The organism is Microbacterium sp. (genome assembly GCF_031180975.1).
Classification (GTDB): domain Bacteria; phylum Actinomycetota; class Actinomycetes; order Actinomycetales; family Microbacteriaceae; genus Microbacterium.
This window is the reverse complement of record NZ_JAPSLI010000003.1, coordinates 114434-136869: the sequence shown is the minus strand read 5'-3', so window position 1 is coordinate 136869 and position 22436 is coordinate 114434. Positions and strand designations below refer to the sequence as shown.

Genomic DNA, 22436 nt, shown 5'->3' with positions numbered 1-22436 from the left:
CGGGGCGTGCGCGTCAGCGGACGACGGCGACGGAGGGCGACGAGACGTCGAAGGAGCGGGCGTCCGGTGCCGCCGCCATGACCTTGACGAGAGCGGCGGCCTTCTTCGGGGAGTCGTCGGCACTCCCCCACACCACGGTGCGCCCGCCCTGCAGTGCGAGGGTGACGTCGTCCGCCGAGGAGGCGTGCACCTCGACCAGCGCGGTGCGCAGATCGGCGGGGAGCGAACGCACCACGAGGCCGGCGCTGTGGAAGGCCGAGGAGCCGGTGCCGCCGGAGATCTTCAGCACCGGCTGACCCTGCGGGACCTGCTCGGTGGTCGCCAGCACGACACCGGCGGCATCGACGAGCGAGTACCCGGCGTCCGACCGGATCACCCCGACGGGGGTGCGCTCCACGATGCGCACCAGCAGTTCGTGCGGGGGCCTGGCCTCCAGTGCGTACGACTCGATGATCGGGAAGGCGACCAGCGCCGCCTTCACCTCGCTGGCGTCCACGAGCGCAAGCGGCGCACCCAGCTGCTCGTCGAGGGCCTTCTCGACGGATGCCGGGTCGAGGGTGCTCGTGCCCGCGACGGTGATCTTCTCGACAGCGAACAGCGGACTGTACGCGGCGACGACGCTGCCCACGATGAGGGCGACCACCGCCCCCAGCGAGCCCCACCAGACGAGGCGACGACGGCGAGACCGCTGCGTGAACCGGCGGATCTCGGCGCGCAGCGCCTTGCGCCTGGCACGCGCCGCGCGCCACACGTCGATGCTGCGGAGGTCCTGCGCGGCGGCGGCGGGTCCCGCGACGGCATCCGCTCCGGCGCCGGCCGTGCTGCCCGCGCGGGCGGGGCCTGCGGACGCTTCCGCCGCCGGCACGGTGACGCGCGGCGGCAGCGCCTCGTCGATCGGCACGGTCGGGTGCGCCGGGTCGGCGGACTCGACGGACGTCTCATGCACCGGCCGACGGGGCGCGACGCGCTCCCGCGCCGCGGCGGTGCGCCGCGCGGGTGCCGCGGGCCGGTCACCGGCCTCCTCGGGCTCGTCCGCGGACGCGGGGAGCGGTGCCGGGCGTCGCATGTCAGTCCTCGGGGGTGCGCCGGAGCGACTCGAGCACCTGGGGGATGATCTGGTACACGTTGCCGCAGCCGAGCGTGACCACGTAGTCGCCGTCGCGCGCGACCCGCGCAGTGTAGTCGGCGGCCTCCTGCCAGTCGGGCACGTAGTGCACCTTGTCCTGGTCGCCGAACGCGCCGCTGACCAGTTCGCCGGTGACCCCGGGCACCGGGTCCTCGCGGGCGCCGTACACGTCGAGCATGACGGTGTGGTCGGCGAGCTCCTCGAGCACCTCGGCGAACTCCCGGTACATGTGCTGGGTGCGCGAGTACGTGTGCGGCTGCTGGATGGCGATGATGCGGCCGTCGCCGGCGACGGTGCGCATCGCCTCGAGCGCCGCGCGCACCTCGGTGGGGTGGTGCGAGTAGTCGTCGTAGACCTGCACGCCGCGCGCCTCGCCGTGCAGTTCCAGCCGACGCACGGTGCCACCGAATCCCTCCACGGCGCGCACCGAGTCGGCGAGCCCGTGGCCGAGGGTGAGCAGCACGGCGACGGCGCCGGCGGCGTTGATCGCGTTGTGCGCGCCTGGCACCCGCAGCTGCATGCGGACGCTCTCCTCACCGTGCACGAGGGTCGCCGAGACCGGGCCGCGGGTGACGATGTCGTCGATGCGCAGGTCTGCGTCCGCCGCCCGGCCGAACGTCACGACGGTGCCGTGCGTGAGACCCGCGCGCACGCGCTGCGCGCCGGGGTCGTCGCTGGAGATCACGACCGCCTCGGACGCCTCGTTCCCGAAGCGCACGAACGCGTCGTAGAAGGCGCCCTCGGAGCCGAAGAAGTCGAGGTGGTCGGGGTCGACGTTGGTGATCAGAGCGACGGCGGTGTCGTACAGCAGGAACGTGCCGTCGGATTCGTCGGCCTCGATGACGAACAGCGGGTCGGTTCCGGTGGCGCTGGACGTGCCGAGCTGCTCGATCACCCCGCCGTTGACGAAGCTCGGGTCGGCGCCGAGCACCTGCAGCGCGGTGACCAGCATGCCGGTGGAGGTGGTCTTGCCGTGCGCGCCGGCCACCGACACCAGGCGTCGCCCGCCGACCAGCCAGTGCAGTGCCTGCGAGCGGTGGATCACGTGCAGGCCACGCTCCTTGGCGGTGACGAACTCCGGGTTCTCCGGCCAGATCGCGCCGGTGTGCACCACGGTGTCCGCGTCGCCCAGGTGGGCGGCGTCGTGCCCGACGTGCACCTCGGCGCCGGCCGCCGCAAGAGCGCGCAGGTTGTCGCTGTCGGCGCGGTCGGAGCCGGAGACGCGGATGCCGGCATCCAGGAACATCCGGGCGAGTCCGCTCATGCCCGAACCGCCGATGCCGATGAAGTGGGCGCAGCGGATGGACTCGGGGATCGGGAGGGAGAGGTCGGGTCTGATCATGTCCGGTTCAGTCTACTTTCCACCGGCCAGGGCCCGGTCGATGAGCGCCACCAGGTTCTCGGTGCCCGTGCGGGTGCCGACCCGCTCGGCCGCGGCGGTCATCCGCGCCAGCCGTTCCCGGTCGCGCAGCAGCGGGATGACCTCGGTCCGGACCGCGTCGCCGTTGAAGGTGGGGTCGTCGAGCAGGATCGCAGCGCCGGCGGCGACGGCGGATGCCGCGTTGAGACGCTGCTCGCCGTTGCCGACCGAGTACGGCACGTACACGGCGGGAATGCCGAGCGCGCTGACCTCGCTCACGGTGGCGGAGCCGGAGCGCGACAGGATGACGTCTGCCAGCGCGAAGGCGAGGTCCATGCGATCGATGTAGCGGCGCATGGTGTAGCCGGGGACTCCAGGATCGACCTGCTCGCTGCGCTCCCCTGTCGCGTGCAGCAGCTGCCAGCCGGCGGCGAGCACATCACCCCACGAGTCGGCCAGTGCGTCGTTCAGCCGCTGCGCGCCGAGCGAGCCGCCGAACACCAGCAGCACCGGCCTGTCGGCATCCAGACCGAACTCCGCGGCGGCATCGGCGCGCGCCGCCCGACGGTCCAGGTCAACGACTTCACGGCGCAACGGCATCCCGACGACCTCTCCGCGCTTGAGCGGCGTTCCCTCGAACGCGACGCCGACGGCGGCGGCGCGGCGCGCGCCGAGGACGTTCGCGAGTCCGGGCCTGGCGTTCGCCTCGTGCACCACGAACGGCACCCGCTCGCGGCGCGCGGCGACGTAGGCCGGAGCCGACGCGTAGCCGCCGAAACCGACGACCACGTCGACGGAGTGCGCGCGGATGTGCGCGCGCGCCTGCGCCACCGCCCGACGGAACCGTCCGGGGAACGCCAGCGCTGCGCGGTTCGGTCGCCGCGGGAACGGCACCTTGTCGACGGTGAGCAGCTCGTAGCCGCGCGCCGGAACCAGCCGGGCCTCGAGGCCCTCCTTCGTGCCCAGCACGAGCACCGTGGCGTCGTCGCGTCGGCGCAGCAGGTCCGCGACTGCGAGCAGCGGATTGACGTGGCCGGCGGTGCCTCCGCCGGCCAGGAGGTACGTCGTCACCTGGCGACCTTGCCCTTCTCGGGTGCGGGGATCGTCCTGGCGAAGGCGAGCAGCACTCCGCAGGCGAGCAGCACAGACAGCAGCGCCGTGCCGCCCTGGGACATGAACGGCAGGGGCACGCCGAGCACCGGGAACACCCGCAGCACCACACCGATGTTGATCAGCGCCTGGCCGATGATCCAGACTACGATGCCGCCGGTGGCGACGCGAATGAACGGGTCCGCGGTCTTGCGGATGATGTGGAAGGCGCCGACGGCGAAGCATCCGAACAGGGCCAGCACGAGCAGGCAGCCGATGAGCCCGAGCTCCTCGCCGACGATCGCGAAGATGTAGTCGTTCGCGGCGGCGGGAAGCCAGCCGTACTTCTCCTGCGAGTTGCCCAGCCCGACGCCGAAGAACCCGCCGTTGGCCATGCCCCAGATTCCGTGCGTGGACTGGTAGCACTCCCGGAAGTAGTCGCAGTCGTCGGGGTTGAACGCCGCGATGATACGGTTCATGCGGTTCTCGCTGGACAGCGCGTACGCGGCGACGGCGGCACCGCCGATCAGCAGCGGCAGGATGAACAGGCGCAGTCTGACGCCGGAGAAGAACAGGCTGCCGAGCACGACCAGCACCAGGATCATCGCGGTGCCGAGGTCGCCGCCGCCGATGACCGTGCCGATCGCGAGAGCCGCGACCGGGACGACCGGGATGAACACGTGGTGCCAGATCCCGAGCCGGGCCTGCTTGCGCAGCAGCACCGCGGCGATCCAGATCGCCAGGGCGAGCTTGAGGAACTCGGAGGGCTGGAGCTGGGTGCCGGCGATGCGGATCCAGTTCTGGTTCCCGTACGAGGAGACGCCGAGTCCTGGGACGAACACGAGCAGCTGGAACGCGATGGCGCCGATCAGCGCGAACCACGCGATCCTGCGGAAGAACGCCACCGGCATCCGGCTCACGACCAGCATCAGCGGGATGCCGGCCAGCGCGAACATGCCCTGGCGGATGGCACCCTCGAACGGGGCGGTCGGGTTGGCGCTCGTGGCGGAGAGCACCATCACCAGGCCGAACACGGTCAGCAGCGTGGCGGTCGAGCCGATCAGGACGAACTCGCTGGACGGCAGCGTGAACAGCCGTCCGAGCGAGACCCGCGCGGCGAGACCGCCGCCGTCAGTCCGCGGCGGGTGAGCCGTCTGCGTCATCCGCGCTCCCCCGCTCGATCCATGCGCGCACCGCCTGGGCGAAGCGCTCTCCCCGGTCCGCGTAGCTGGTGAACTGGTCAAAGGAGGCCGCGGCGGGAGCCAGCAGCACCGTCCCCTCGCCGTCGACGATCCCGGTCGCCAGTTCCACGACACGGTCCATGACCTCTCCAGTGTCCCCAGGGACCACCTCGAAGACCGGCACGTGCGACGCGTGTCGCCGGAATGCGCCGAGCACGGGCTCGCGCTCCACCCCGATCACGATGGCGGCGCGCGCGGTGCCCCCGGCGGTCGCAACCAGCTCGGACAGATCGACGCCCTTGAGATCCCCGCCGACGACCCACACCGCGCCGGGGTACGCCCGCAGCGACGAGGCGGCGGCGTGCGGGTTGGTCGCCTTCGAGTCGTCCACCCACCGGATGCCGCGGTGCTCGGCGACCACCTGGATGCGGTGGGCGTCCAGCCGGAAGCCCTGCAGGGCCCGGTGGATCGCCTCGGGCGCGACCTCGAGCGAGCGGGCGAGCGCGGCGGCGGCGAGGATGTTCTGCACGATGTGCGGCGCGGCGAGCCCCGCGGCGCGCAGCTCGTCGAGGGTGGTCAGCTCGAGCGCGCTGGTGCGCCGGTCGTCGAGGAACGCGCGATCGACCACGATGCCGTCGACGATGCCGAGGTCGCTCGGACCTGGTGTGCCGAGGTCGAATCCGATCGCCCTGGCGCCCTCGACGACGTCGGCCTCCTCGACCATCTCCATCGTCGCGGCGTCGGACTTGTTGTACACGCACGCGACGCGGGTGTTGCGGTAGACGACGGCCTTCGCGTCGCGGTAGGCGCGGGCGCTGCCGTGCCACACCAGGTGGTCGTCGGCGAGGTTGAGGCAGACGGAGGCGTGCGGGACGAGCTGTCCGGCCTGCGAGGACTGCCCGATGTACCAGAGCTGGTGGCTGGAGAGCTCGACGACGAGTACGTCGAACCCGGCCGGGTCGCGCACCGCGTCCAGCACGGGCACACCGATGTTGCCGCACGGTGCGGCGCGCAGCCCGCCCTCGACGAGCAGCGACGCGGTCAGCTGAGTGGTGGTGGTCTTGCCGTTGGTGCCGGTGATCAGCACCCAGTCCGCCGGGGTGCCGTCGGCGCGGGTGACCTTGTCGCGCACCCGCCAGGCGAGTTCGACGTCACCCCACAGCGGGACCTCGTTCTCCTGCGCCCAGCGGATCGCCGGGTGCGCGGGGGCGAAGCCGGGCGACGCGAGCACCACGTCGGGGGCGAAGTCGATCAGGGCCGCCGGAACCGGATCGAGCGCACCGAGTTCGAGGCGTGCGCCGATCACCGGGATCAGCCGGGCGTACTCCTCGGAGGCGTCCTCGGAGAGCACCAGCACCTCGGCACCCAGCTCGGTGAGGGTGTCGGCCGCCGAGAAGCCCGTCATCGACAGCCCGAGCACCGCCACCCGCAGCCCCGACCAGTCGGCGTGCCAGCTGGTCAGCGTGTCCAGTCGGTTCGCGTTCATCCCTCGGCCAGCCTCAGCCAGTCGACGTAGAAGAGCCCGACGGCCGACACCGCGAGCAGGCCGGCGATGATCCACAGCCGCACGACGATCGTGACCTCCTGCCAGCCGCGCATCTCCAGGTGGTGGTGGAAGGGGCTCATGAGGAACAGGCGCTTGCCGCGGGTGATCTTGAAGTACAGCCGCTGCAGGATGACGGAACCGGACGAGATCACGAAGATGCCCGCGATCACGAACAGCAGCAGCTCGGTGCGGGTGAGGATGGCCATCGCGGTCACGACGCCGCCGATGGCCATGGACCCGACGTCGCCCATGAACACCTTCGCCTTGGGCGCGTTCCACCACAGGAACCCCACCAGGCCGCCGGCGAACGCCGCCGCGACGGTGGCGAGATTGAGCGGTTCGCGCACCTCGTAGCATCCGGCCAGGACCGTGTCGGAGCCGACGCACGACTGCTGGAACTGCCAGAACGCGATCAGGCTGTACGCGCCGACCACGACGACGCCGGCGCCCGCCGCGAGTCCGTCGAGCCCGTCGGTGAGGTTGACGCTGTTCGAGGTGGCGACGCCGATCACAGAGATCCAGATCAGGTACAGGATCCAGCCCAGCACGGCGCCGAAGGCGAACAGGTTCAGCCAAGGGATGTCGCGGAACAGCGACACGTACCCGCTGGCGGGGTACTGGCCGAACCGGTTCGGGAAGTTCAGGGCGAGGATGCCGAACGGGATGAGCACGAGCAGCTGGCCGACGATCTTGCGCCAGCCGGACAGACCAAGGCTGCGCTGGCTGCGCACCTTCATGTAGTCGTCGATGAAGCCGACGATGCCGAAGCCGACCATCAGCCACAGCACCAGCATCGCCGAGAGCGCCGGGGTGCTGCCGCCGAACAGGACGCCGGCGAAGTAGCCGACGATGGTGCCGGCGATGAAGATGACGCCGCCCATCGTGGGGGTGCCGCGCTTGGCCTCGTGGCTCGGGTTCGCGATGTCCTCCGGGGTGCGGATGACCTGTCCCCACCCGATCCTGCGGAAGACCTTCAGGAACACGGGTGTGAGGAAGAGCGAGAAGGCGAGCGAGATCGCCGTCGCCATGAGGAGGGACTTCACGAGAACAATTCTCCCAGACGATCGCCCAGGTGCCGGAGCCCGACGGAATTGGACGACTTGACCAGCACCCGGTCGCCGTCGCGGAGCTCGCCCTTCAGGTACTCGAACGCGGCGTCCTGGTCGGGCAGGTGCACGGCCTCGCCGTCCCAGGAGCCCTCGCCGATCGCGGAGAGGTAGAGCCGGCGTGCCTCGGGGCCGACCACGACGATGCGCTGGATGTTGAGCCGCACGGCCAGCAGGCCGATGCGGTCGTGCTCCTCGCCGGCGGCATCCCCCAGCTCGCTCATGGCGCCCAGGACGGCGACGGTGCGCTCCTCGGGGCTGGTGATCTGGGCGAGCGTGCGCAGCGCCGCCGCCATCGAGTCCGGGCTGGCGTTGTAGGCGTCGTTGATGATGCGCACGCGGTCGTTGCCCATCGGCTGCATCCGCCACCGCTCGGCGATCTCGACGGTCTCCAGACGAGCGATCGACGACGGCGCGGCGACCCCCAGGACCCGTGCGGCGGCGATCGCGGCCAGCGCGTTGCCGATGTGGTGCGCACCGAGCACCCTCAGCCGCAGCGGAGCGGACACGCCGTCGACGACGACCGTGCAGGAGGTGCCGGATGCGGAGACCTCGATCGCCTCGGCGCGCACGTCGGCCGCGGTGCCCTGCCCGAAGCCGACGACGTCCATCTCGCGTTCCTCGGCGATCGCGCGCATCGCCCAGACGCGCGGGTCGTCGGCATTCAGCACTGCGGTGCCGCCGCGGCGCGTGGCGCTCACCAGCTCGGATTTGGCGAGAGCGGTCTGCTCGATGCCGCCGAAGCCGCCGGCGTGCGCCATGCCGACCATCAGCACCACCGCCACGTCGGGCTCGACCAGGCCGGCGAGCCGGGCGATGCTGCCCACCCCGGCCGCGCCGAACTCGCACACCAGGAAACGGGTGGTCGGGGTGACCCGCAGCATGGTGAGCGGTGCACCCACCTCGTTGTTGTAGGACTTGATGGGCGCGACCGTCTCGCCCTCGTCGGAGAGGATGCGGGCGAGGAAGTTCTTGGTGGTGGTCTTGCCGTTCGAACCGGTGATGCCGACGATGCGCAGTTCCCCCGCGGCGCGCACCCGCGCCACTACCGCGCGGGCCAGGGCGGCCAGCGCCTCGACGGCGTCGGTGACGACGATCTGGGACACCTCGACGTCGACGGGACGCTCCACGATGGCCAGCACGGCGCCGGCGTCGACGGCGGCGCCGACGTAGCGGTGGCCGTCGGTCGTCTCACCGGGCTTGGCGACGAAGATCGATCCCGGCTGCATGGCGCGGGAGTCCGTGTCGACGGATCCGGACACGACGGTGTCCGGCGCATCCGCCGCGGCGAGGCGCAGCTCGCCGTCCAGGATGGCGGCGATCTCAGCGAGCGACAGGGCGATCATGTGACATCTCCATGCGCGGCGGATCGCCGGCTAGTCGAATTTGGGGAGCAGCTCGTCCATGGGCTGCGAGGACGGCGCGACGCGGTAGGTCTTCAGCACCTGGGTCATGGCCTTCTGGAAGGCGACCGCGGTCGCGGCGGAAGACCTAATCTTAGTCGGCTCGTCCATGGTGACCACCACGACGTACTGGGGGTCCTCGATGGGGGCCATGCCGACGATGCTGGTGAAATAGACGCCCTGCTTGTACCCGCCGTGCCCGTTCGACTTCTGCGCGCTTCCGGTCTTCGACCCGATCCGGTAACCGGGGACGTCGATGGTCTTGGACAGTCCGCCCTGGACCGCCACGTTCTCCAGCATCCGCTGGACCTGCGCGGCGGTGTCGGGCTTGATCACCTGGTGGGAGTCCGGCTCCGGCGCCTTCTTGACGGTGCCGTCCACGTCCGTGCACGACTCGATGAGCGACAGATCGATCTTCGTGCCGTCGTTGGCGAGCGCCTGGTAGGCGCCGGCGAGCTGAGCGGTGGTCACGGTGAAGGCCTGCCCGAACGTGGTCGTGTAGAGGGTCTGGTTGTCCCAGGTCTTCGCGTCGCGCACACCGCCGTCCGCCTCGCCGGGGAAGTGCACTGCCGTCTTCTCACCGACGCCGAACCGCTTGAGATACTCGACCCGGGTCTGCGGATCGACCATGGTGCCGAACTTCGACAGCGACACGTTCGAGGAGTCGATCAGCGCCCCGGCGAGCGTGTACTCGTACACCGGGTGCCCGAACGGGTCGTTGATCACGGCACCGTTCGGGAACCGCTCGCGGCTCGGGGCGGTCACGTGCGAGGTCGGAGTCGCCGCGCCCTGGTCGATCACGGTGGCGGCGGTGATCGCCTTGAACGTCGAGCCTGGTTCGAACTCATCGGAGAAGATGTGCGACTTCCAGTAGGCCGGATCGACCGCGTTGATGTCGTTGGGGTCCACGGCCGGGTACTCCGCGGCGGCGCGGATCTTGCCGGTCTTCGCCTCGACGACGGTGACCGTGCCGGCCTTGGCGCCCTGACGGCGCGCCTCCTCGGCGATCATCTGCTGCAGGTACCAGTTCAGGTCGCTGTTGATCGTCAGCTGCACGGTGCCGCCGTCCACGGCCGGAGTGATCCGTTCGCTGCCGGGGATCTTCACGCCGCCCTTTCCGCGCAGGTACGACTCCTCGCCGTTCGTGGGCGCCAGGCACTCGTCGGCCATCCGCTCCACGCCGTACTGTGCGGCGCCCTCTCCGTTCAGGAAGCCGATGGTGTTGCCGGCGACGGCGCCGTTCGGGTACACCCGCACCGAGCGGGACGGCATCGCGAGGTAGGGCAGGCCGAGGTCCTTCAGTTCGAGGTACTGCGCCGTGGAGAGCCCGCGTGCCAGCTGGGCGTAGCGTGACGACTCGTTCTCGGCGAGTGCGTCGGCGACCAGGGCTCGGACGTCGTCGCCGTTCTTGCCGATGATGTGCGCGATCTCATCGCTCACCTCGGACCACGGCGGCGCGATCTTCTTCGCCGAGTCGTCCTCGTCCTCGTTGTCCTGGATGAGCTTGGGGTCGAGCTGGGCGTCGTAGACGAGCACGGTGGATGCCATGACCGTGCCGGTGGCGTCGACGATGTCGCCGCGCGCGCCGTGGATGGGCTGCGTGACGCCGAGCTTGCCCGTGTTGACCGAGTCGGCGACGTGCTCGGCGGCGCTCACCACCTGGATGTCGACGAGGCGGACGATGAACGCGGCGAGCACCACCAGGATGACGGCGAGAGCCGCGACGGTGCGCCGGCGCGGACCTCTGTCGGCTCGTGTCGTCATGCCGGTTCTCCGTCCTGGTTCTCAGCGGTCTCTAGCGGGTGGTCGGTGAGGGGAGGCCGTCGGTGACGGCCGGAGGAAGCGGCGTTGCGGTCGCCTCCTGCGCGGTCGAGTCGGCGGGGGTGCTGCTCTCCGGCTCCGGAGGCGGCACGAGCAGGGCGTTGCCCACCGCGCTCGCGCCGTTCGGGTCGACGGTGGAGGTCCAGTCGGCGCTCTCCCCCGCGCCCAGCACGGTGCCGTCACTGAGTCGCAGATAGGATGCCGACCCCGCGACCACCAGGCCGAGGGCGTCGGCCTTGCTGGCCAGCGACTGCGGCGAGCTGAGCCCGACGATCTGGTCCTTCAGCGCCTGCTTCTCCAGCCCGAGCGCACGGTGTTCGGCATTCAGCTCGGCGAGCACGAACGAGTCCTGCGTCGCGGCGAGCGAGAGCGCCATCTGCGCCACGCCGATCGCGAGGGCGCCGCCGAGGGCGACCACCGCGTATGCGAGCTTCGGACGGTGCCGACGGTCCGGCTCGATCACCGGGCGCAGGCGTCGCTCCGGTGCCTTCGCCGGCTCGGTGCGCGGCTGTGCGCGCAGTGCCTGGAGGCTCATGCCGTCTCCCTCAGCTTCTCGGCGGCGCGCAGACGCACCGGGATGGCGCGCGGGTTGCGCGCCCGTTCTTCCTCGCCCGCCAGCTCGGCACCCTTGGTGAGGACGCGGAAGCGGGGGGCGTGTTCCGGCAGCTCCACGGGGAGGCCGGCGGGTGCCGTCGACGACGACGCGGCGGCGAACGCCTGTTTGACGAGGCGGTCCTCCAGCGACTGGTACGACATGACGGCGATGCGCCCGCCGACCGCGAGTGCATCCATCGCCGCGGGGATCGCGTCGGCCAGCACGCTCAGCTCGGTGTTGACCTCGATTCGCAGCGCCTGGAACACGCGCTTGGCGGGGTGCCCCGCCCGCTGCGCGGCCGCGGGGGTGGCCTCGACGAGCAGGTCGACGAGTTCGCCGGAACGAGTGAGCGGCCGGGTCTCCCGCGCCTGAACGATGAACCGCGCGTACCGGGCGGCGAGCTTCTCCTCGCCGTAGCGCTCGAAGATGCGACGCAGCTGCCCCTCGCTGTACTCGGCCAGGATCTGCGCGGCGGTGATGCCGCGGGTCTGGTCCATCCGCATGTCCAGCGGCGCGTCCTTCGAGTAGGCGAAGCCGCGGTCGGCCTCATCGAGCTGCAGGGACGACACCCCGAGGTCGAACAGGATGCCGGACGCGCCCTGCGCGTGCAGGCCGATCTCGTCATACACGGTGTGCACCAGGGTCACCCGGTCGGCGAACCGCGCGAGCCGCTCCCCCGCGATGCGAAGAGCGTCGGTGTCGCGGTCCAGACCGACCAGCCGGATGTTCGGGAAGCGCTCCAGGAAGGACTCGGAGTGACCGCCCATGCCGAGGGTGGCGTCGACGAGCACGGCGCCGTCGCGCCGGAGGGCGGGGCCGAGCAGCTCGACGCAGCGGTCGAGCAGGACGGGGGTGTGGATGTCGCGGAGGCTCATGATCTCTTCCCGTGACCTCCGGCTCTGATTCCTCTCCGCTCGACCCGGCACCGGGGAAGTGTGTCGGGGCGGAGCGGCGAGGCATCACAGCCGTGGTCAGAACAATCCGGGAATCACCTCCTGTTCCAGATCTGCGTAGGTCTCTTCGTTGCTCTCCAGGTACGCGTTCCAGGCGGCCGCGTCCCAGATCTCGGCGTGGGCTCCGACGCCGGTGACCACCAGCTCCTTCTCCAGCCCCGCGTACTGGCGAAGGTGCGCGGGAATGGTGATGCGGTTCTGGCTGTCCGGCATCTCGGCGCTGGCGCCGGAGAGGAACAGGCGCAGGAAGTCCCTGGCCTGCTTGTTGCTCAGCGGCGCCTGGCGGATGCGCTCGTGCAGCGTCTCGAACTCCGCCGTGCTGAACACGTACAGGCAGCGTTCCTGCCCTCGAGTGACGACGATGCCGCCTGCCAGGTCTTCACGGAATTTCGCCGGGAGGATCACACGGCCTTTGTCGTCGAGCTTCGGCGTGTGAGTACCCAGCAACATCGGCCATCACCCCCTCTGTGTTCCGGCCTGACTCGAGGTGCGCACCACTTTACTCCACTTCCCCCCACTTTCCTACGCACAATCTCCCCGAGTTCCTGCCAACGGCCCGTGCGGACGCAGCGCACCCCCGTGTTCTCGCGGAAACACGGGGGTGGAGGGTGGTGGAGGGGTGGTGGAGGGCGGGTGGAGGAAGACGCGCCGCTCGGATGCCGGACATGCGAAAAGCCCGGATGCATGGCATCCGGGCTTTCGAGTTCAGTGCGAGCGGAGGGCGCTCTGCGGGATCATCGATCCTCTTGGCGGCGGTCCCATCGGTCGTTCATGCGGTCCATGAAGGACGAGTCCTTGGAGCGGGATGATCGTCGCGAAGGTTCGGCGGCGGCCTGCGGACGCCGCACGGGGGTGAAGGCGAGCATCGCACCGCCGAGCATGGCGAGGAATGCGATGACGCCGAGCACGATGCTGCCGGCGGCTCCGAGGGACTCGCGGGCGGCCACCGCGGCGATCAGTCCGCCGATGCCCGCCAGGAACAGCAGCGCGCCGTACACCAGGTTGCGGTAGCTCAGCGCACGGTCACCCGACGGCGCCGTCACGACATCGGCATCGTTCTTGAGGAGATGGCGTTCCATCTCGTCGAGCAGACGCTGCTCCTGTTCGGAAAGAGGCATTCCGTCCCCCTCGTCTCGATCATTCCAGTCTACTCGCGCTCGAGCCGGGCGGCTACCGGAAGGCGGTCGGATACCTGCATCTAGGCTGGGAATCGTGGCCTCCTCCCCTGTCGCAGACGCCGTCGCCTCCCGCCTGAGCGACTTCCTCGAGCGCACCCGTCGCGCCGGTGCGGAATACGGCCCCGACGCCGTGCTGTTCCTGGATGCCGCGAGCGACACCCTCCGGGGCGGCAAGCGCCTGCGTGCGCGCTTCTGTCACGCCGGCTGGGCCGCCGTCGCCCGCCGCGCCGACCCCGCGATCGGCGAGCCGGACAGTCTGTGGTCGCTGTGCGCGGCGCTGGAGATCTTCCAGTCCGCCGCACTGGTGCACGACGATCTCATCGACAACTCCGACACCCGCAGGGGCCGCCCCGCCTCGCATCGCGCTCTGGAGCAGGCGCACCGTGCGGCCGGGTGGGCCGGCGATGCCGAGGCGTTCGGCCGATCCGCGGCGGTGCTGCTCGGCGACCTGCTGGTGGCCTGGAGCGACGATCTGTTCGAGGAGTCCGTCACCGGGCATCCGCATGCCGGCGCTGTCCGGGCGGAGTACGCGCGTATGCGCCGGGACGTCACCGTCGGCCAGCTGCTGGACATCACGGAGGAGTCGGCGTGGAGCGTGAGCCCTCCCGCCGACCTGCTGGAGCGCGCGCTGCGGGTGGTGTCGTTGAAGTCGGCGAGATACAGCGTCGAGGAGCCGCTCGCGCTCGGCGCGCTGCTCGCCGGCGCGGATGCCGGACAGCTCAGCGCTCTGCGCGCGTTCGGCGCTCCGGTCGGCATGGCGTTCCAGCTGCGCGACGACGTACTCGGTGTCTTCGGCGACTCCGCCGTGACCGGCAAGCCGTCGGGGGACGATCTCCGCGAGGGGAAGCGCACCGCGTTGATCGCGCTCGCCCGGGAGCGGCTCGCGCCCGACGAACGCGACCGGCTGGACACCCGTCTCGGAGACCCCGCGCTCTCCCCCGACGAGGTGGAGACGCTGCAGGCGGTGATCCGGCGCACCGGAGCGCTGGAGCGTGTCGAGGCCATGATCGCCGACTACACCGCGCAGGCCGACGCCGCGCTGCGGTCCTCGGAACTGCACGGGTCGGCCGTGGCCGAGCTGCAGGCGCTCGCGGACGCCGCGATCAGCCGCACCGCCTGAGAGCGGAACGGCTCAGGCGAGCGTGCGCGCGATGCGGCGGACCTCGCTCTTGTGCCCGTCCAGAAGGGCGGCGATCGGCGTGCGTCCCAGCGTGTCGTCCTCGGCGAGCAGCCAGTCGATCGCCTCGTCGTCGGTGAAGCCGGCGTCCTTCAGCGCGATGACCGTGCCCCGAAGCGAGGACAGCGGGCGACCGTCGACGACGAACACCGCCGGCACCGCGAAGGCGCCGTGACGCCGGGAGCCGATCAGGTGGTGCTCGTCGAGGAGCCGGCGGACCCGGCCCGGCGTTTCGCCGAGCACCTCGACGAGATCGGGGACGGTCAGCCAAGCGGTGGGGTCACTGACGTTCTCAGACACGCCTCCACTATCTCACTCCCACATCGACCCCACGACACCGGGCGAGCGTGAAGGACGCAGTGTGACGGGGCAAACCACACCAATCACATCGGCATCAGAGGTCACTTCTGTTGACAACTCTTTACAACCGTGCCAGCGTGTCAACAGCGATCCAGGGGGAGAAGGCGATATGAGCACACGTTCCACGGCAGCACGAGTACGCACGATGACTGCGACGATGACGGCACCCGCGGCGGTGATCGGCACGCTCGCGGCTGTTCTCACCGCGGCCCCGGCCGAGGCGCAGGAGCCGCGCAGCGGTGCCCTTTCCGCGATGACTCCGCGCTCGACGCCCGCTGCCGCCGGACCCCTGCAGGCCGTGGCCGTGGCCGTGCGCCCCGCGGCGACCGCGTCGCCCGCCACCCACGTCGTGAAGCCCGGTGACACAGTGTGGGCGGTCGCCCGCAAGTACGGGCTGCGCACCGCCGACGTGCTCAGCTGGAACGGACTGACGCCGCGCTCGGTCATCTACCCCGGCCAGAGGCTGCGCCTCACCGGGGCGGCCGCGGCACCGGCATCCGCTCCTGCGCCGCGCCCAGCCGCGACGTCGACCGCGGCCACCACCCACACGGTGGTGCGCGGCGACACCGTGTACGCGATCGCCAAGAAGTACCGCACCACCGTGGCGAAGATCATCGCCGCCAACGGCCTGGGACGCAGCGCGATCATCTATCCCGGCCAGAAGCTCACGGTTTCGACCGCCGCTCCCACCGCCGCCCCCGTGCCCGCCGCGGCGGTCTCGAAGCCGGCCGCACCTCCCGCGGCGACCGGTGCGCACAAGGTCGTCGCGGGCGACACCCTGTACGGGATCGCGAAGAAGTACGGCACCACTGTTTCGGCCCTGCTCGCCGCGAACGGCCTGGGCAACGGCAGCATCATCTACCCCGGACAGACGCTGCGCCTCGCGCCGCCCACGCCCGGCCAGCGCTTCGCGTCGCTCGACGCCGCTCAGAAGGCGAATGCGGTGCGCATCATCCGCATCGGCCGCGAGCTCGGCGTCCCTGACCGGGGCATCGCCATCGCGCTCGCCACCGCCATGGTGGAGTCGTCGCTGCGCAACCTGGACTACGGCGACCGCGACTCGCTGGGCCTGTTCCAGCAGCGGCCGAGCTACGGCTGGGGCACCGCTGCGCAGATCCTCGACGCGGACCGCAGCATCCGAGTGTTCTACGGCGGTGCGCAGGACCCGAACGGCTCGACCACGCGGGGACTGCTCGACATCCCCGGCTGGCAGACGAAGTCGTTCACCGGCGCCGCGCAGGCCGTGCAGATCTCGGCGTTCCCCGACCGTTACGGGCAGTGGGAGCAGCAGGCGCGGCAGTGGCTCGCCACCCTGGGATGACACGCCAGTCGTCACCGTTTCGAGATGCGACGGGGGCGAGCCGTTCCCCGGGCTCACAGCCGCTTCTTCATAGACTCTCCCTGTGACGACCAACCAGCAGGCCGACCCGCTCATCGGGCGGCTTGTCGACGGTCGATACCGGGTCAGGGCGCGCATCGCGCGCGGCGGCATGGCGACGGTGTACGTCGCCACGGACATGCGCCTGGAGCGTCGCATCGCCCTCAAGGTGATGCACGCGCATCTCAGCGACGACTCCGCCTTCCAGAGCCGCTTCATCCAGGAGGCTCGAGCGGCGGCGCGCCTCGCGGACCCGCACGTGGTCAACGTGTTCGACCAGGGCCAGGACGGCGAGCTCGCCTACCTGGTGATGGAGTACCTGCCGGGCATCACGCTGCGTGAACTGCTCCGCGAGCAGAAGCGGCTGACCGTCGCGCAGACGATCACGATCATGGACGCGATCCTGTCGGGCCTCGCCGCCGCGCACAAGGCCGGCATCGTGCACCGGGACGTGAAGCCGGAGAACGTGCTGCTGGCCGAGGACGGCCGCATCAAGATCGGCGACTTCGGCCTGGCGCGCGCCACGACCGCGAACACCGCCACCGGCGCGCAACTGCTCGGAACGATCGCCTACCTGGCACCAGAGCTGGTCACGCGCGGCACCGCCGACGCCCGCAGCGACATCTACGCCCTGGGCATCATGCTGTACGAGATGCTCGTCGGGGAGCAGCCGTACCAGGGCGAGCAGCCCATGCAGATCGCGTTCCAGCACGCCACGGAGCAGGTGCCGCGTCCGAGCGTGCGCAACCCGTCGGTGCCGGAGCAACTGGACGAGCTGGTGCTCTGGGCGACGGAGAAGTCCCCCGACGAGCGCCCCGTCGACGCGAGGGAGATGCTCGAGCGCCTGCGCGACATCGAGCGCGAACTGGGCGTCACACCGGTCGTCACGACCACCTCCCCCGGTTCCGCCGAGTACGACTCCGGGGCGGTGACGAAGATCCTGCCCGGCGCGTCGCTGATGACCGCCGACGCGACGGCGGAGGTCGGACAGGCTTCCGACAACGCCACGCTGCTGCGTCGGCGCACCGCCCGTCGCCGCGCGCGCGGCGCCTTCCTGCTCACCCTGGTGCTGCTGCTGGCCGTGCTCGCCGGCGGCGTCGGCTGGTGGTTCGGCTCCGGCCCCGGTTCGCTCATCGCCGTCCCCGGCGTCGCCGGGATGACCTACGAGGCCGCCGCGGCCGAACTGGTGGCCGAGGGCTTCGCTCCGCACCGCACGGAGCGCAACTCGACGGAGGTCGAGGCCGGGACTGTGATCGACACCGAGCCGGGTGAGGGCGAGCGCCTCGACAAGGGCGCCGAGGTGGCGGTGATCGTGTCGGCCGGGCCGGCCGAGCACACCATCCCCGAGCTCACCGGCCGCACCGAGCAGGAGGTGCGCGACATCCTCGCCGAGGCGAACGTCCAGGTCGCCGAAGAGCCGGAGAAGTACTTCGACAAGCTCGACGCCGGTCACGTGCTGAACGTGCGCGTCACACCGCGCGACGGCGGCGACCCGTTCGCGTGCGGTGGCGGCTGCACGCTGCACGAGGCCGACTCGGCCCTGGTGCAGATCTCCGTCGGGCCCGTTCCGGACGTCACCGGCAAGTCGGTGGGCGACGCGACGAACGTGCTCACGGATGCCGAACTGGTCGTGAACGAGGAGCGCATCGAACAGTTCCACAACGACCTCGACGAGGGCCTGGTCATCGGCATCGCGGACCGCGAGCAGGAGGGTCTCTGGAAGACGGGCGACACCGTCACCCTGATCGTGTCGAAGGGCCCGCAGTTGTTCGAGGTCCCGGGCGTGGAGGGGCTCACCCGCGACGAGGCGGCGCAGAAGCTGCGCGACGCCGGCTTCGAGCCCACCTGGAGCGCGGTGTGGGGCGCCTTCCCCAACGACTTCACCGAGGTGACCGGGTCGGATCCCGGCGAGGGCGAGATGCGCCGCAAGGGCGCCGAGGTCCGCCTGCTGATCCGCAGCAACCCGTTCTGACCCGCGCCGGCTCCCCGCTCCCGCGCACACGACAGCGGCCGCCCCGATCACCGGGACGGCCGCTGTCGTGTGCCGGTCAGCGCCGCTCGAGCTCCTCGGCGACCAGGAACGCCAGCTCCAGGGACTGCATGTGGTTCAGACGCGGGTCGCACAGGCTCTCGTAGCGGGTCGCGAGGCCGGCCTCGTCGATCTGCTCCGAGCCCCCCAGGCACTCGGTGACGTCGTCGCCGGTGAGCTCGACGTGGATGCCGCCGGGGAACGTGCCCACGGCGCGGTGCGCCTCGAAGAACCCGCGCACCTCGTCGACGACGTCGTCGAAGCGACGGGTCTTGTAGCCGGTGGGCGTCGTGATGCCGTTGCCGTGCATCGGGTCGGTGACCCACAGAGGTGTCGCGCCGGAGTCCTTGACCGCCTCGAGCAGCGGCGGCAGCGCGTCGCGGATCTTGCCGGCTCCCATGCGCGTGATGAACGTCAGGCGACCGGGCTCGCGCTCCGGGTCGAGCTTGTCGATCAGCGCCAGCGCCGTCTCGGGCGTCGTGGTGGGGCCGAGCTTCACACCGATCGGGTTGCGGATGCGCGAGAAGTAGTCGACGTGAGCGCCGTCCAGGTCGCGGGTTCGCTCACCGATCCACAGGAAGTGCGCCGAGGTGTTGTAGGGCGTGCTCGTGCGGGAGTCGATGCGGGTCATCGGGCGCTCGTAGTCCATGAGCAGCCCCTCGTGGCCGGTGTAGAACTCGACGCGCTTGAGCTCGTCGAAGTCGGCGCCGGCCGCCTCCATGAACTTGATGGCGCGGTCGATCTCCACAGCCATGCGCTCGTAGCGCTGGTTGGCCGGGTTCTGCGCGAAGCCCTTGTTCCACGAGTGCACTTCGCGCAGGTCCGCGAAACCGCCCTGGGTGAAGGCGCGGATGAGGTTCAGCGTGGACGCGGCCGTGTGGTAGCCCTGCAGCAGCCGGCCGGGGTCGGCCTGACGGGAGCCCTCGGTGAAGTCGTAGCCGTTGACGATGTCGCCGCGGTACGCGGGCAGGGTGACGTCGCCGCGGGTCTCGGTGTCGCTGGAGCGCGGCTTGGCGAACTGGCCGGCCATGCGCCCCATCTTCACCACGGGCATCGAGGCGCCGTAGGTGAGGACGACCGCCATCTGCAGCACGGTCTTGATCCGGTTGCGGATCTGGTCGGCGGTGGCGCCGGCGAACGTCTCGGCGCAGTCGCCGCCCTGGAGCAGGAAGGCGTTGCCGGAGGCAGCGCGCGCCAGGCGGTCGCGGAGGTTGTCGACCTCACCGGCGAACACCAGCGGCGGCAGCGCGGCGATCTGGGAGGAGACCTCGGCGACCCGCTCGGCGTCCGGCCACTGGGGCTGCTGCTTGATGGGAAGAGACCGCCACGCGTCGAGATCAGGGTGCGAGGGAAGCATCCCTCCAGCTTAGTGGGCGCAGAAACGCGCCCAGCGCCCTGTGACGACAGGTGCGAGCCGCTCGCTCAGCGGCGTCGCGACGGCTTGACCGGCAGGCGGTCCTTGACGGTCGAGGCGTACACGTCCTCGTACTCCTGCGCGCCGAGCCGTTGCAGGGCGACCATGATCTCGTCCGTGACCGACCGCAGGATGTAGCGGTCGTTCTCCATGCCTGCGTAGCGCGAGAAGTCCAGCGGCTCGCCGATCACCACGCCGACGCGCATCACCTTCGGGATGCGGGTGCCGATCGGCATCGCCGTGTCCGTGTCGACCATGACGACCGGGATCACCGGGACCCCAGCCTCGAGCGCCATGCGCGCCAGCCCCGTCCTGCCGCGGTACAGCTTGCCGTCCGGGCTGCGGGTGCCCTCCGGGTAGATGCCCAGCAGGTCCCCGCGCCCGAGCACCTGCAGGCCGGTGTTCAGCGACGCCTCCGATGCCTTGCCACCGGAGCGGTCGATCGGGATCTGGCCGGTGGCGCTCATGAAGAAGCGGGTCGCCCAGCCCTTCAGGCCGCGCCCGGTGAAGTAGTCGCTCTTCGCCAGGAACGACATGGGTCGGTCGATCATGAGGGGCAGGAAGATCGAGTCGGCGAACGACAGATGGTTGCTGGCCAGGATGGCCGCGCCGCTGACGGGCACGTTGTCGCGTCCCACGACCCACGGGCGGAAGATCCCCTTGATCAGCGGGCCGAGAACGACGTACTTCATCAGCCAGTAGAACATCGCCTCGCAGTCTAGCGCCGCCCCCGTCCCTGCGACTGAGTTTCATTTTGTCTGCGACTGAATCCCATAGCCTAGACTCGTTGCATATCCGTACTTCCGGTACCGAAGGAGCTGCCGTGGTCCAGTTCGAAGTCCCCGCGATCGTCCCCGCCGACCCGGAGGCGAACATCACCGATCTGCTCGCCGATCGCGTCGCGCAGACCCCCGACCGGGCCTTGTTCTCGGTGCCGGACGGCGCCGGCTGGCGCGACGTGTCCGCCCGTGATTTCCAGACCGCGGTCATCGCGCTCGCCAAGGGCTTCGTGGCCGGCGGCGTCCAGCCCGGCGAGAAGGTGGGCTTCATCGCGCGCACCACGTACGAGTGGACCCTGGTCGACTTCGCCCTGTTCTACGCCGGCGCGGTCATGGTGCCGATCTACGAGACCAGCTCGCCCGCGCAGATCCAGTGGATCCTCGAGGACTCCGGCGCGACCGCGCTGATCGTCGAGTCCCCCGATCACTTCGCGCGGGTGGACGAGGTGCGCAGCGACCTGCCGTTGGTGCGCGAGGTGTGGCAGCTGCACCTCGGTGCGATCGACACCCTCACCGCGCAGGGTGCGAGCGTGGAGGACGCCGAGATCGAGCGGCGCCGCCACCTTGCCCGCGGCGAGGACATCGCCACCCTCATCTACACCTCGGGCTCGACCGGGCGCCCCAAGGGATGCGTGCTCACGCACAGCAACTTCGTCGAGCTGTGCCGCAACGCCGCGAAGGCGCTGCACCAGGTGCTGGACGCCCCCGGGGGCGCGTCGACGCTGCTGTTCATCACGACCGCCCACGTGTTCGCCCGGTTCATCTCGATCCTGAACATCCACGCCGGCGTGCGCACCGGCCACCAGCCCGACACCAAGCAACTGCTCCCGGCGCTCGGATCGTTCAAGCCCACCTTCCTGCTGGCGGTCCCCCGCGTGTTCGAGAAGGTGTACAACTCGGCCGAGCAGAAGGCCGAGGCGGGCGGCAAGGGCAAGATCTTCCGCGCCGCCGCAGCGGTGGCGGTGGAGCACTCGCAGCTGCTCGAGGAGGGCAAGAAGATCCCGTTCGGGATGAAGGTCAAGTTCGCGCTGTTCGACAAGCTGGTGTACTCCAAGCTGCGTGCCGCCATGGGCGGCAACGTCGAGTACGCCGTGTCCGGTTCAGCCCCGCTCGGCCCGCGTCTCGGCCACTTCTTCCACAGCCTCGGCGTGGTGATCCTGGAGGGCTACGGCCTGACCGAGACGACGGCCCCGGCGACGGTGAACCTCGCCGACAAGTCCAAGATCGGCACCGTGGGGCCGGCCCTCCCCGGCGTCGGCATCCGCCTCGCCGAGGACGGCGAGATCGAGGTGCGCGGCATCAACGTGTTCAAGGAGTACTGGAAGAACCCCGAGGCCACCGCCGAGGCGTTCCGCGACGGCTGGTTCCGCACCGGCGACATCGGCAGCATCGACGCCGAGGGCTTCCTCACCATCACCGGTCGCAAGAAGGAGATCATCGTGACCGCCGGCGGCAAGAACGTGGCGCCCGCGGTGCTCGAGGACCCCATCCGCTCCAACCCCATCGTGGGCCAGGTGGTGGTGGTCGGAGACCAGCGACCGTTCATCTCGGCGCTGATCACCCTGGACCCCGAGATGCTGCCGACCTGGCTGGGCAACAACGGCCTGCCCGCCGACATGTCGCTGGCGGATGCCGCGCGCAACGAGACGGTCCGCGCCGAGGTGCAGCGGGCGATCGACCGCGCGAACAAGCACGTCTCGCGGGCGGAGTCGATCCGCAAGTTCACGATCCTCGACCAGGAGTGGACCGAGGCGAGCGGTCACCTCACACCGAAGATGTCCATCAAGCGCAACGTGATCCTGAAGGACTTCGCCGACGAGATCGCGAAGATCTACGACGAGCCGGTGCAGACCACGAACGTCCCGCTGGGGGGTTGATCGGACGCGGGGGGGGGGGGGGGGGGGCCCCCCCCCCCCCCCGGACCCCCCCCCCCGGCCGAAA

Annotated in this window: 19 protein-coding genes; 4 read left to right on the top strand and 15 right to left on the bottom strand. The window is 70.5% G+C overall.

Going from position 1 to position 22436, the window contains the following annotated elements:
* Positions 1–13 precede the first annotated feature (13 nt).
* From RIF65_RS05405 to RIF65_RS05350, 12 genes are all read right to left on the bottom strand, one after another.
* Positions 14–1066, bottom strand: a complete 1053-nt coding sequence (locus RIF65_RS05405) for an FtsQ-type POTRA domain-containing protein (protein ID WP_309066342.1) — start codon at positions 1064–1066, stop codon at positions 14–16.
* A 1-nt stretch (position 1067) separates the two neighbouring features.
* Positions 1068–2468: a UDP-N-acetylmuramate--L-alanine ligase gene (gene murC / locus RIF65_RS05400; protein ID WP_309066343.1), complete on the bottom strand. Its 1401-nt coding sequence runs from the start codon at positions 2466–2468 to the stop codon at positions 1068–1070.
* Between the two features lie 12 nt (positions 2469–2480).
* On the bottom strand, positions 2481–3557 hold the full coding sequence (locus tag RIF65_RS05395; protein WP_309066344.1) for a UDP-N-acetylglucosamine--N-acetylmuramyl-(pentapeptide) pyrophosphoryl-undecaprenol N-acetylglucosamine transferase: 1077 nt from the start codon (positions 3555–3557) through the stop codon (positions 2481–2483).
* Complete coding sequence (gene ftsW, locus RIF65_RS05390; RefSeq protein WP_309066345.1) at positions 3554–4738, bottom strand: putative lipid II flippase FtsW; 1185 nt, start codon at positions 4736–4738, stop codon at positions 3554–3556. Before ftsW ends, RIF65_RS05395 begins: the two co-directional genes overlap by 4 nt.
* On the bottom strand, positions 4707–6242 hold the full coding sequence (gene murD / locus RIF65_RS05385; RefSeq protein ID WP_309066346.1) for a UDP-N-acetylmuramoyl-L-alanine--D-glutamate ligase: 1536 nt from the start codon (positions 6240–6242) through the stop codon (positions 4707–4709). Before murD ends, ftsW begins: the two co-directional genes overlap by 32 nt.
* Positions 6239–7345, bottom strand: coding sequence for a phospho-N-acetylmuramoyl-pentapeptide-transferase (mraY, locus tag RIF65_RS05380; protein ID WP_309066347.1), 1107 nt, complete (start codon positions 7343–7345; stop codon positions 6239–6241). The genes murD and mraY overlap by 4 nt, the downstream gene beginning before the upstream one ends.
* Complete coding sequence (locus RIF65_RS05375) at positions 7342–8754, bottom strand: UDP-N-acetylmuramoyl-tripeptide--D-alanyl-D-alanine ligase (protein ID WP_309066348.1); 1413 nt, start codon at positions 8752–8754, stop codon at positions 7342–7344. The genes mraY and RIF65_RS05375 overlap by 4 nt, the downstream gene beginning before the upstream one ends.
* A gap of 30 nt (positions 8755–8784) precedes the next feature.
* On the bottom strand, positions 8785–10575 hold the full coding sequence (locus RIF65_RS05370) for a peptidoglycan D,D-transpeptidase FtsI family protein (RefSeq protein WP_309066349.1): 1791 nt from the start codon (positions 10573–10575) through the stop codon (positions 8785–8787).
* A gap of 31 nt (positions 10576–10606) precedes the next feature.
* Positions 10607–11167 (bottom strand): hypothetical protein, encoded by a 561-nt coding sequence (locus tag RIF65_RS05365; RefSeq protein WP_309066350.1) that lies wholly within the window; start codon positions 11165–11167, stop codon positions 10607–10609.
* Positions 11164–12102 (bottom strand): 16S rRNA (cytosine(1402)-N(4))-methyltransferase RsmH, encoded by a 939-nt coding sequence (gene rsmH / locus RIF65_RS05360; RefSeq protein WP_309066351.1) that lies wholly within the window; start codon positions 12100–12102, stop codon positions 11164–11166. The genes RIF65_RS05365 and rsmH overlap by 4 nt, the downstream gene beginning before the upstream one ends.
* A gap of 96 nt (positions 12103–12198) precedes the next feature.
* Complete coding sequence (mraZ, locus tag RIF65_RS05355) at positions 12199–12630, bottom strand: division/cell wall cluster transcriptional repressor MraZ (RefSeq protein ID WP_309066352.1); 432 nt, start codon at positions 12628–12630, stop codon at positions 12199–12201.
* Positions 12631–12914: 284 nt separating this feature from the next.
* Positions 12915–13298, bottom strand: a complete 384-nt coding sequence (locus tag RIF65_RS05350; RefSeq protein ID WP_309066353.1) for a DUF3040 domain-containing protein — start codon at positions 13296–13298, stop codon at positions 12915–12917.
* 91 nt (positions 13299–13389) lie between these two features.
* Here RIF65_RS05350 and RIF65_RS05345 point away from each other — a divergent pair, with 91 nt between their 5' ends.
* Positions 13390–14478, top strand: a complete 1089-nt coding sequence (locus tag RIF65_RS05345) for a polyprenyl synthetase family protein (RefSeq protein ID WP_375142131.1) — start codon at positions 13390–13392, stop codon at positions 14476–14478.
* A 12-nt stretch (positions 14479–14490) separates the two neighbouring features.
* On the opposite strand, the gene RIF65_RS05340 is transcribed toward RIF65_RS05345, so the two are convergent.
* Positions 14491–14835: an Rv2175c family DNA-binding protein gene (locus RIF65_RS05340; RefSeq protein ID WP_309066355.1), complete on the bottom strand. Its 345-nt coding sequence runs from the start codon at positions 14833–14835 to the stop codon at positions 14491–14493.
* A 217-nt stretch (positions 14836–15052) separates the two neighbouring features.
* On the opposite strand from RIF65_RS05340, the gene RIF65_RS05335 reads away from it, so the two are divergent.
* Together RIF65_RS05335 and pknB are read left to right on the top strand one after the other, a co-directional pair.
* Positions 15053–16216, top strand: a complete 1164-nt coding sequence (locus RIF65_RS05335; protein ID WP_309066356.1) for a muramidase family protein — start codon at positions 15053–15055, stop codon at positions 16214–16216.
* Between the two features lie 82 nt (positions 16217–16298).
* The gene (pknB, locus tag RIF65_RS05330; RefSeq protein ID WP_309066357.1) at positions 16299–18245 is read left to right on the top strand and encodes a Stk1 family PASTA domain-containing Ser/Thr kinase; all 1947 of its coding nucleotides are present in this window, start codon (positions 16299–16301) and stop codon (positions 18243–18245) included.
* Positions 18246–18321: 76 nt separating this feature from the next.
* Here pknB and RIF65_RS05325 read toward each other — a convergent pair whose 3' ends face one another.
* Together RIF65_RS05325 and RIF65_RS05320 are read right to left on the bottom strand one after the other, a co-directional pair.
* Positions 18322–19659, bottom strand: a complete 1338-nt coding sequence (locus RIF65_RS05325) for a class II 3-deoxy-7-phosphoheptulonate synthase (protein ID WP_309066358.1) — start codon at positions 19657–19659, stop codon at positions 18322–18324.
* A 65-nt stretch (positions 19660–19724) separates the two neighbouring features.
* On the bottom strand, positions 19725–20423 hold the full coding sequence (locus RIF65_RS05320) for a lysophospholipid acyltransferase family protein (RefSeq protein WP_309066359.1): 699 nt from the start codon (positions 20421–20423) through the stop codon (positions 19725–19727).
* A gap of 116 nt (positions 20424–20539) precedes the next feature.
* Between RIF65_RS05320 and RIF65_RS05315 the strand changes: the two genes are divergently transcribed.
* Positions 20540–22372 (top strand): AMP-dependent synthetase/ligase, encoded by a 1833-nt coding sequence (locus RIF65_RS05315; protein WP_309066360.1) that lies wholly within the window; start codon positions 20540–20542, stop codon positions 22370–22372.
* Positions 22373–22436: the final 64 nt, after the last annotated feature.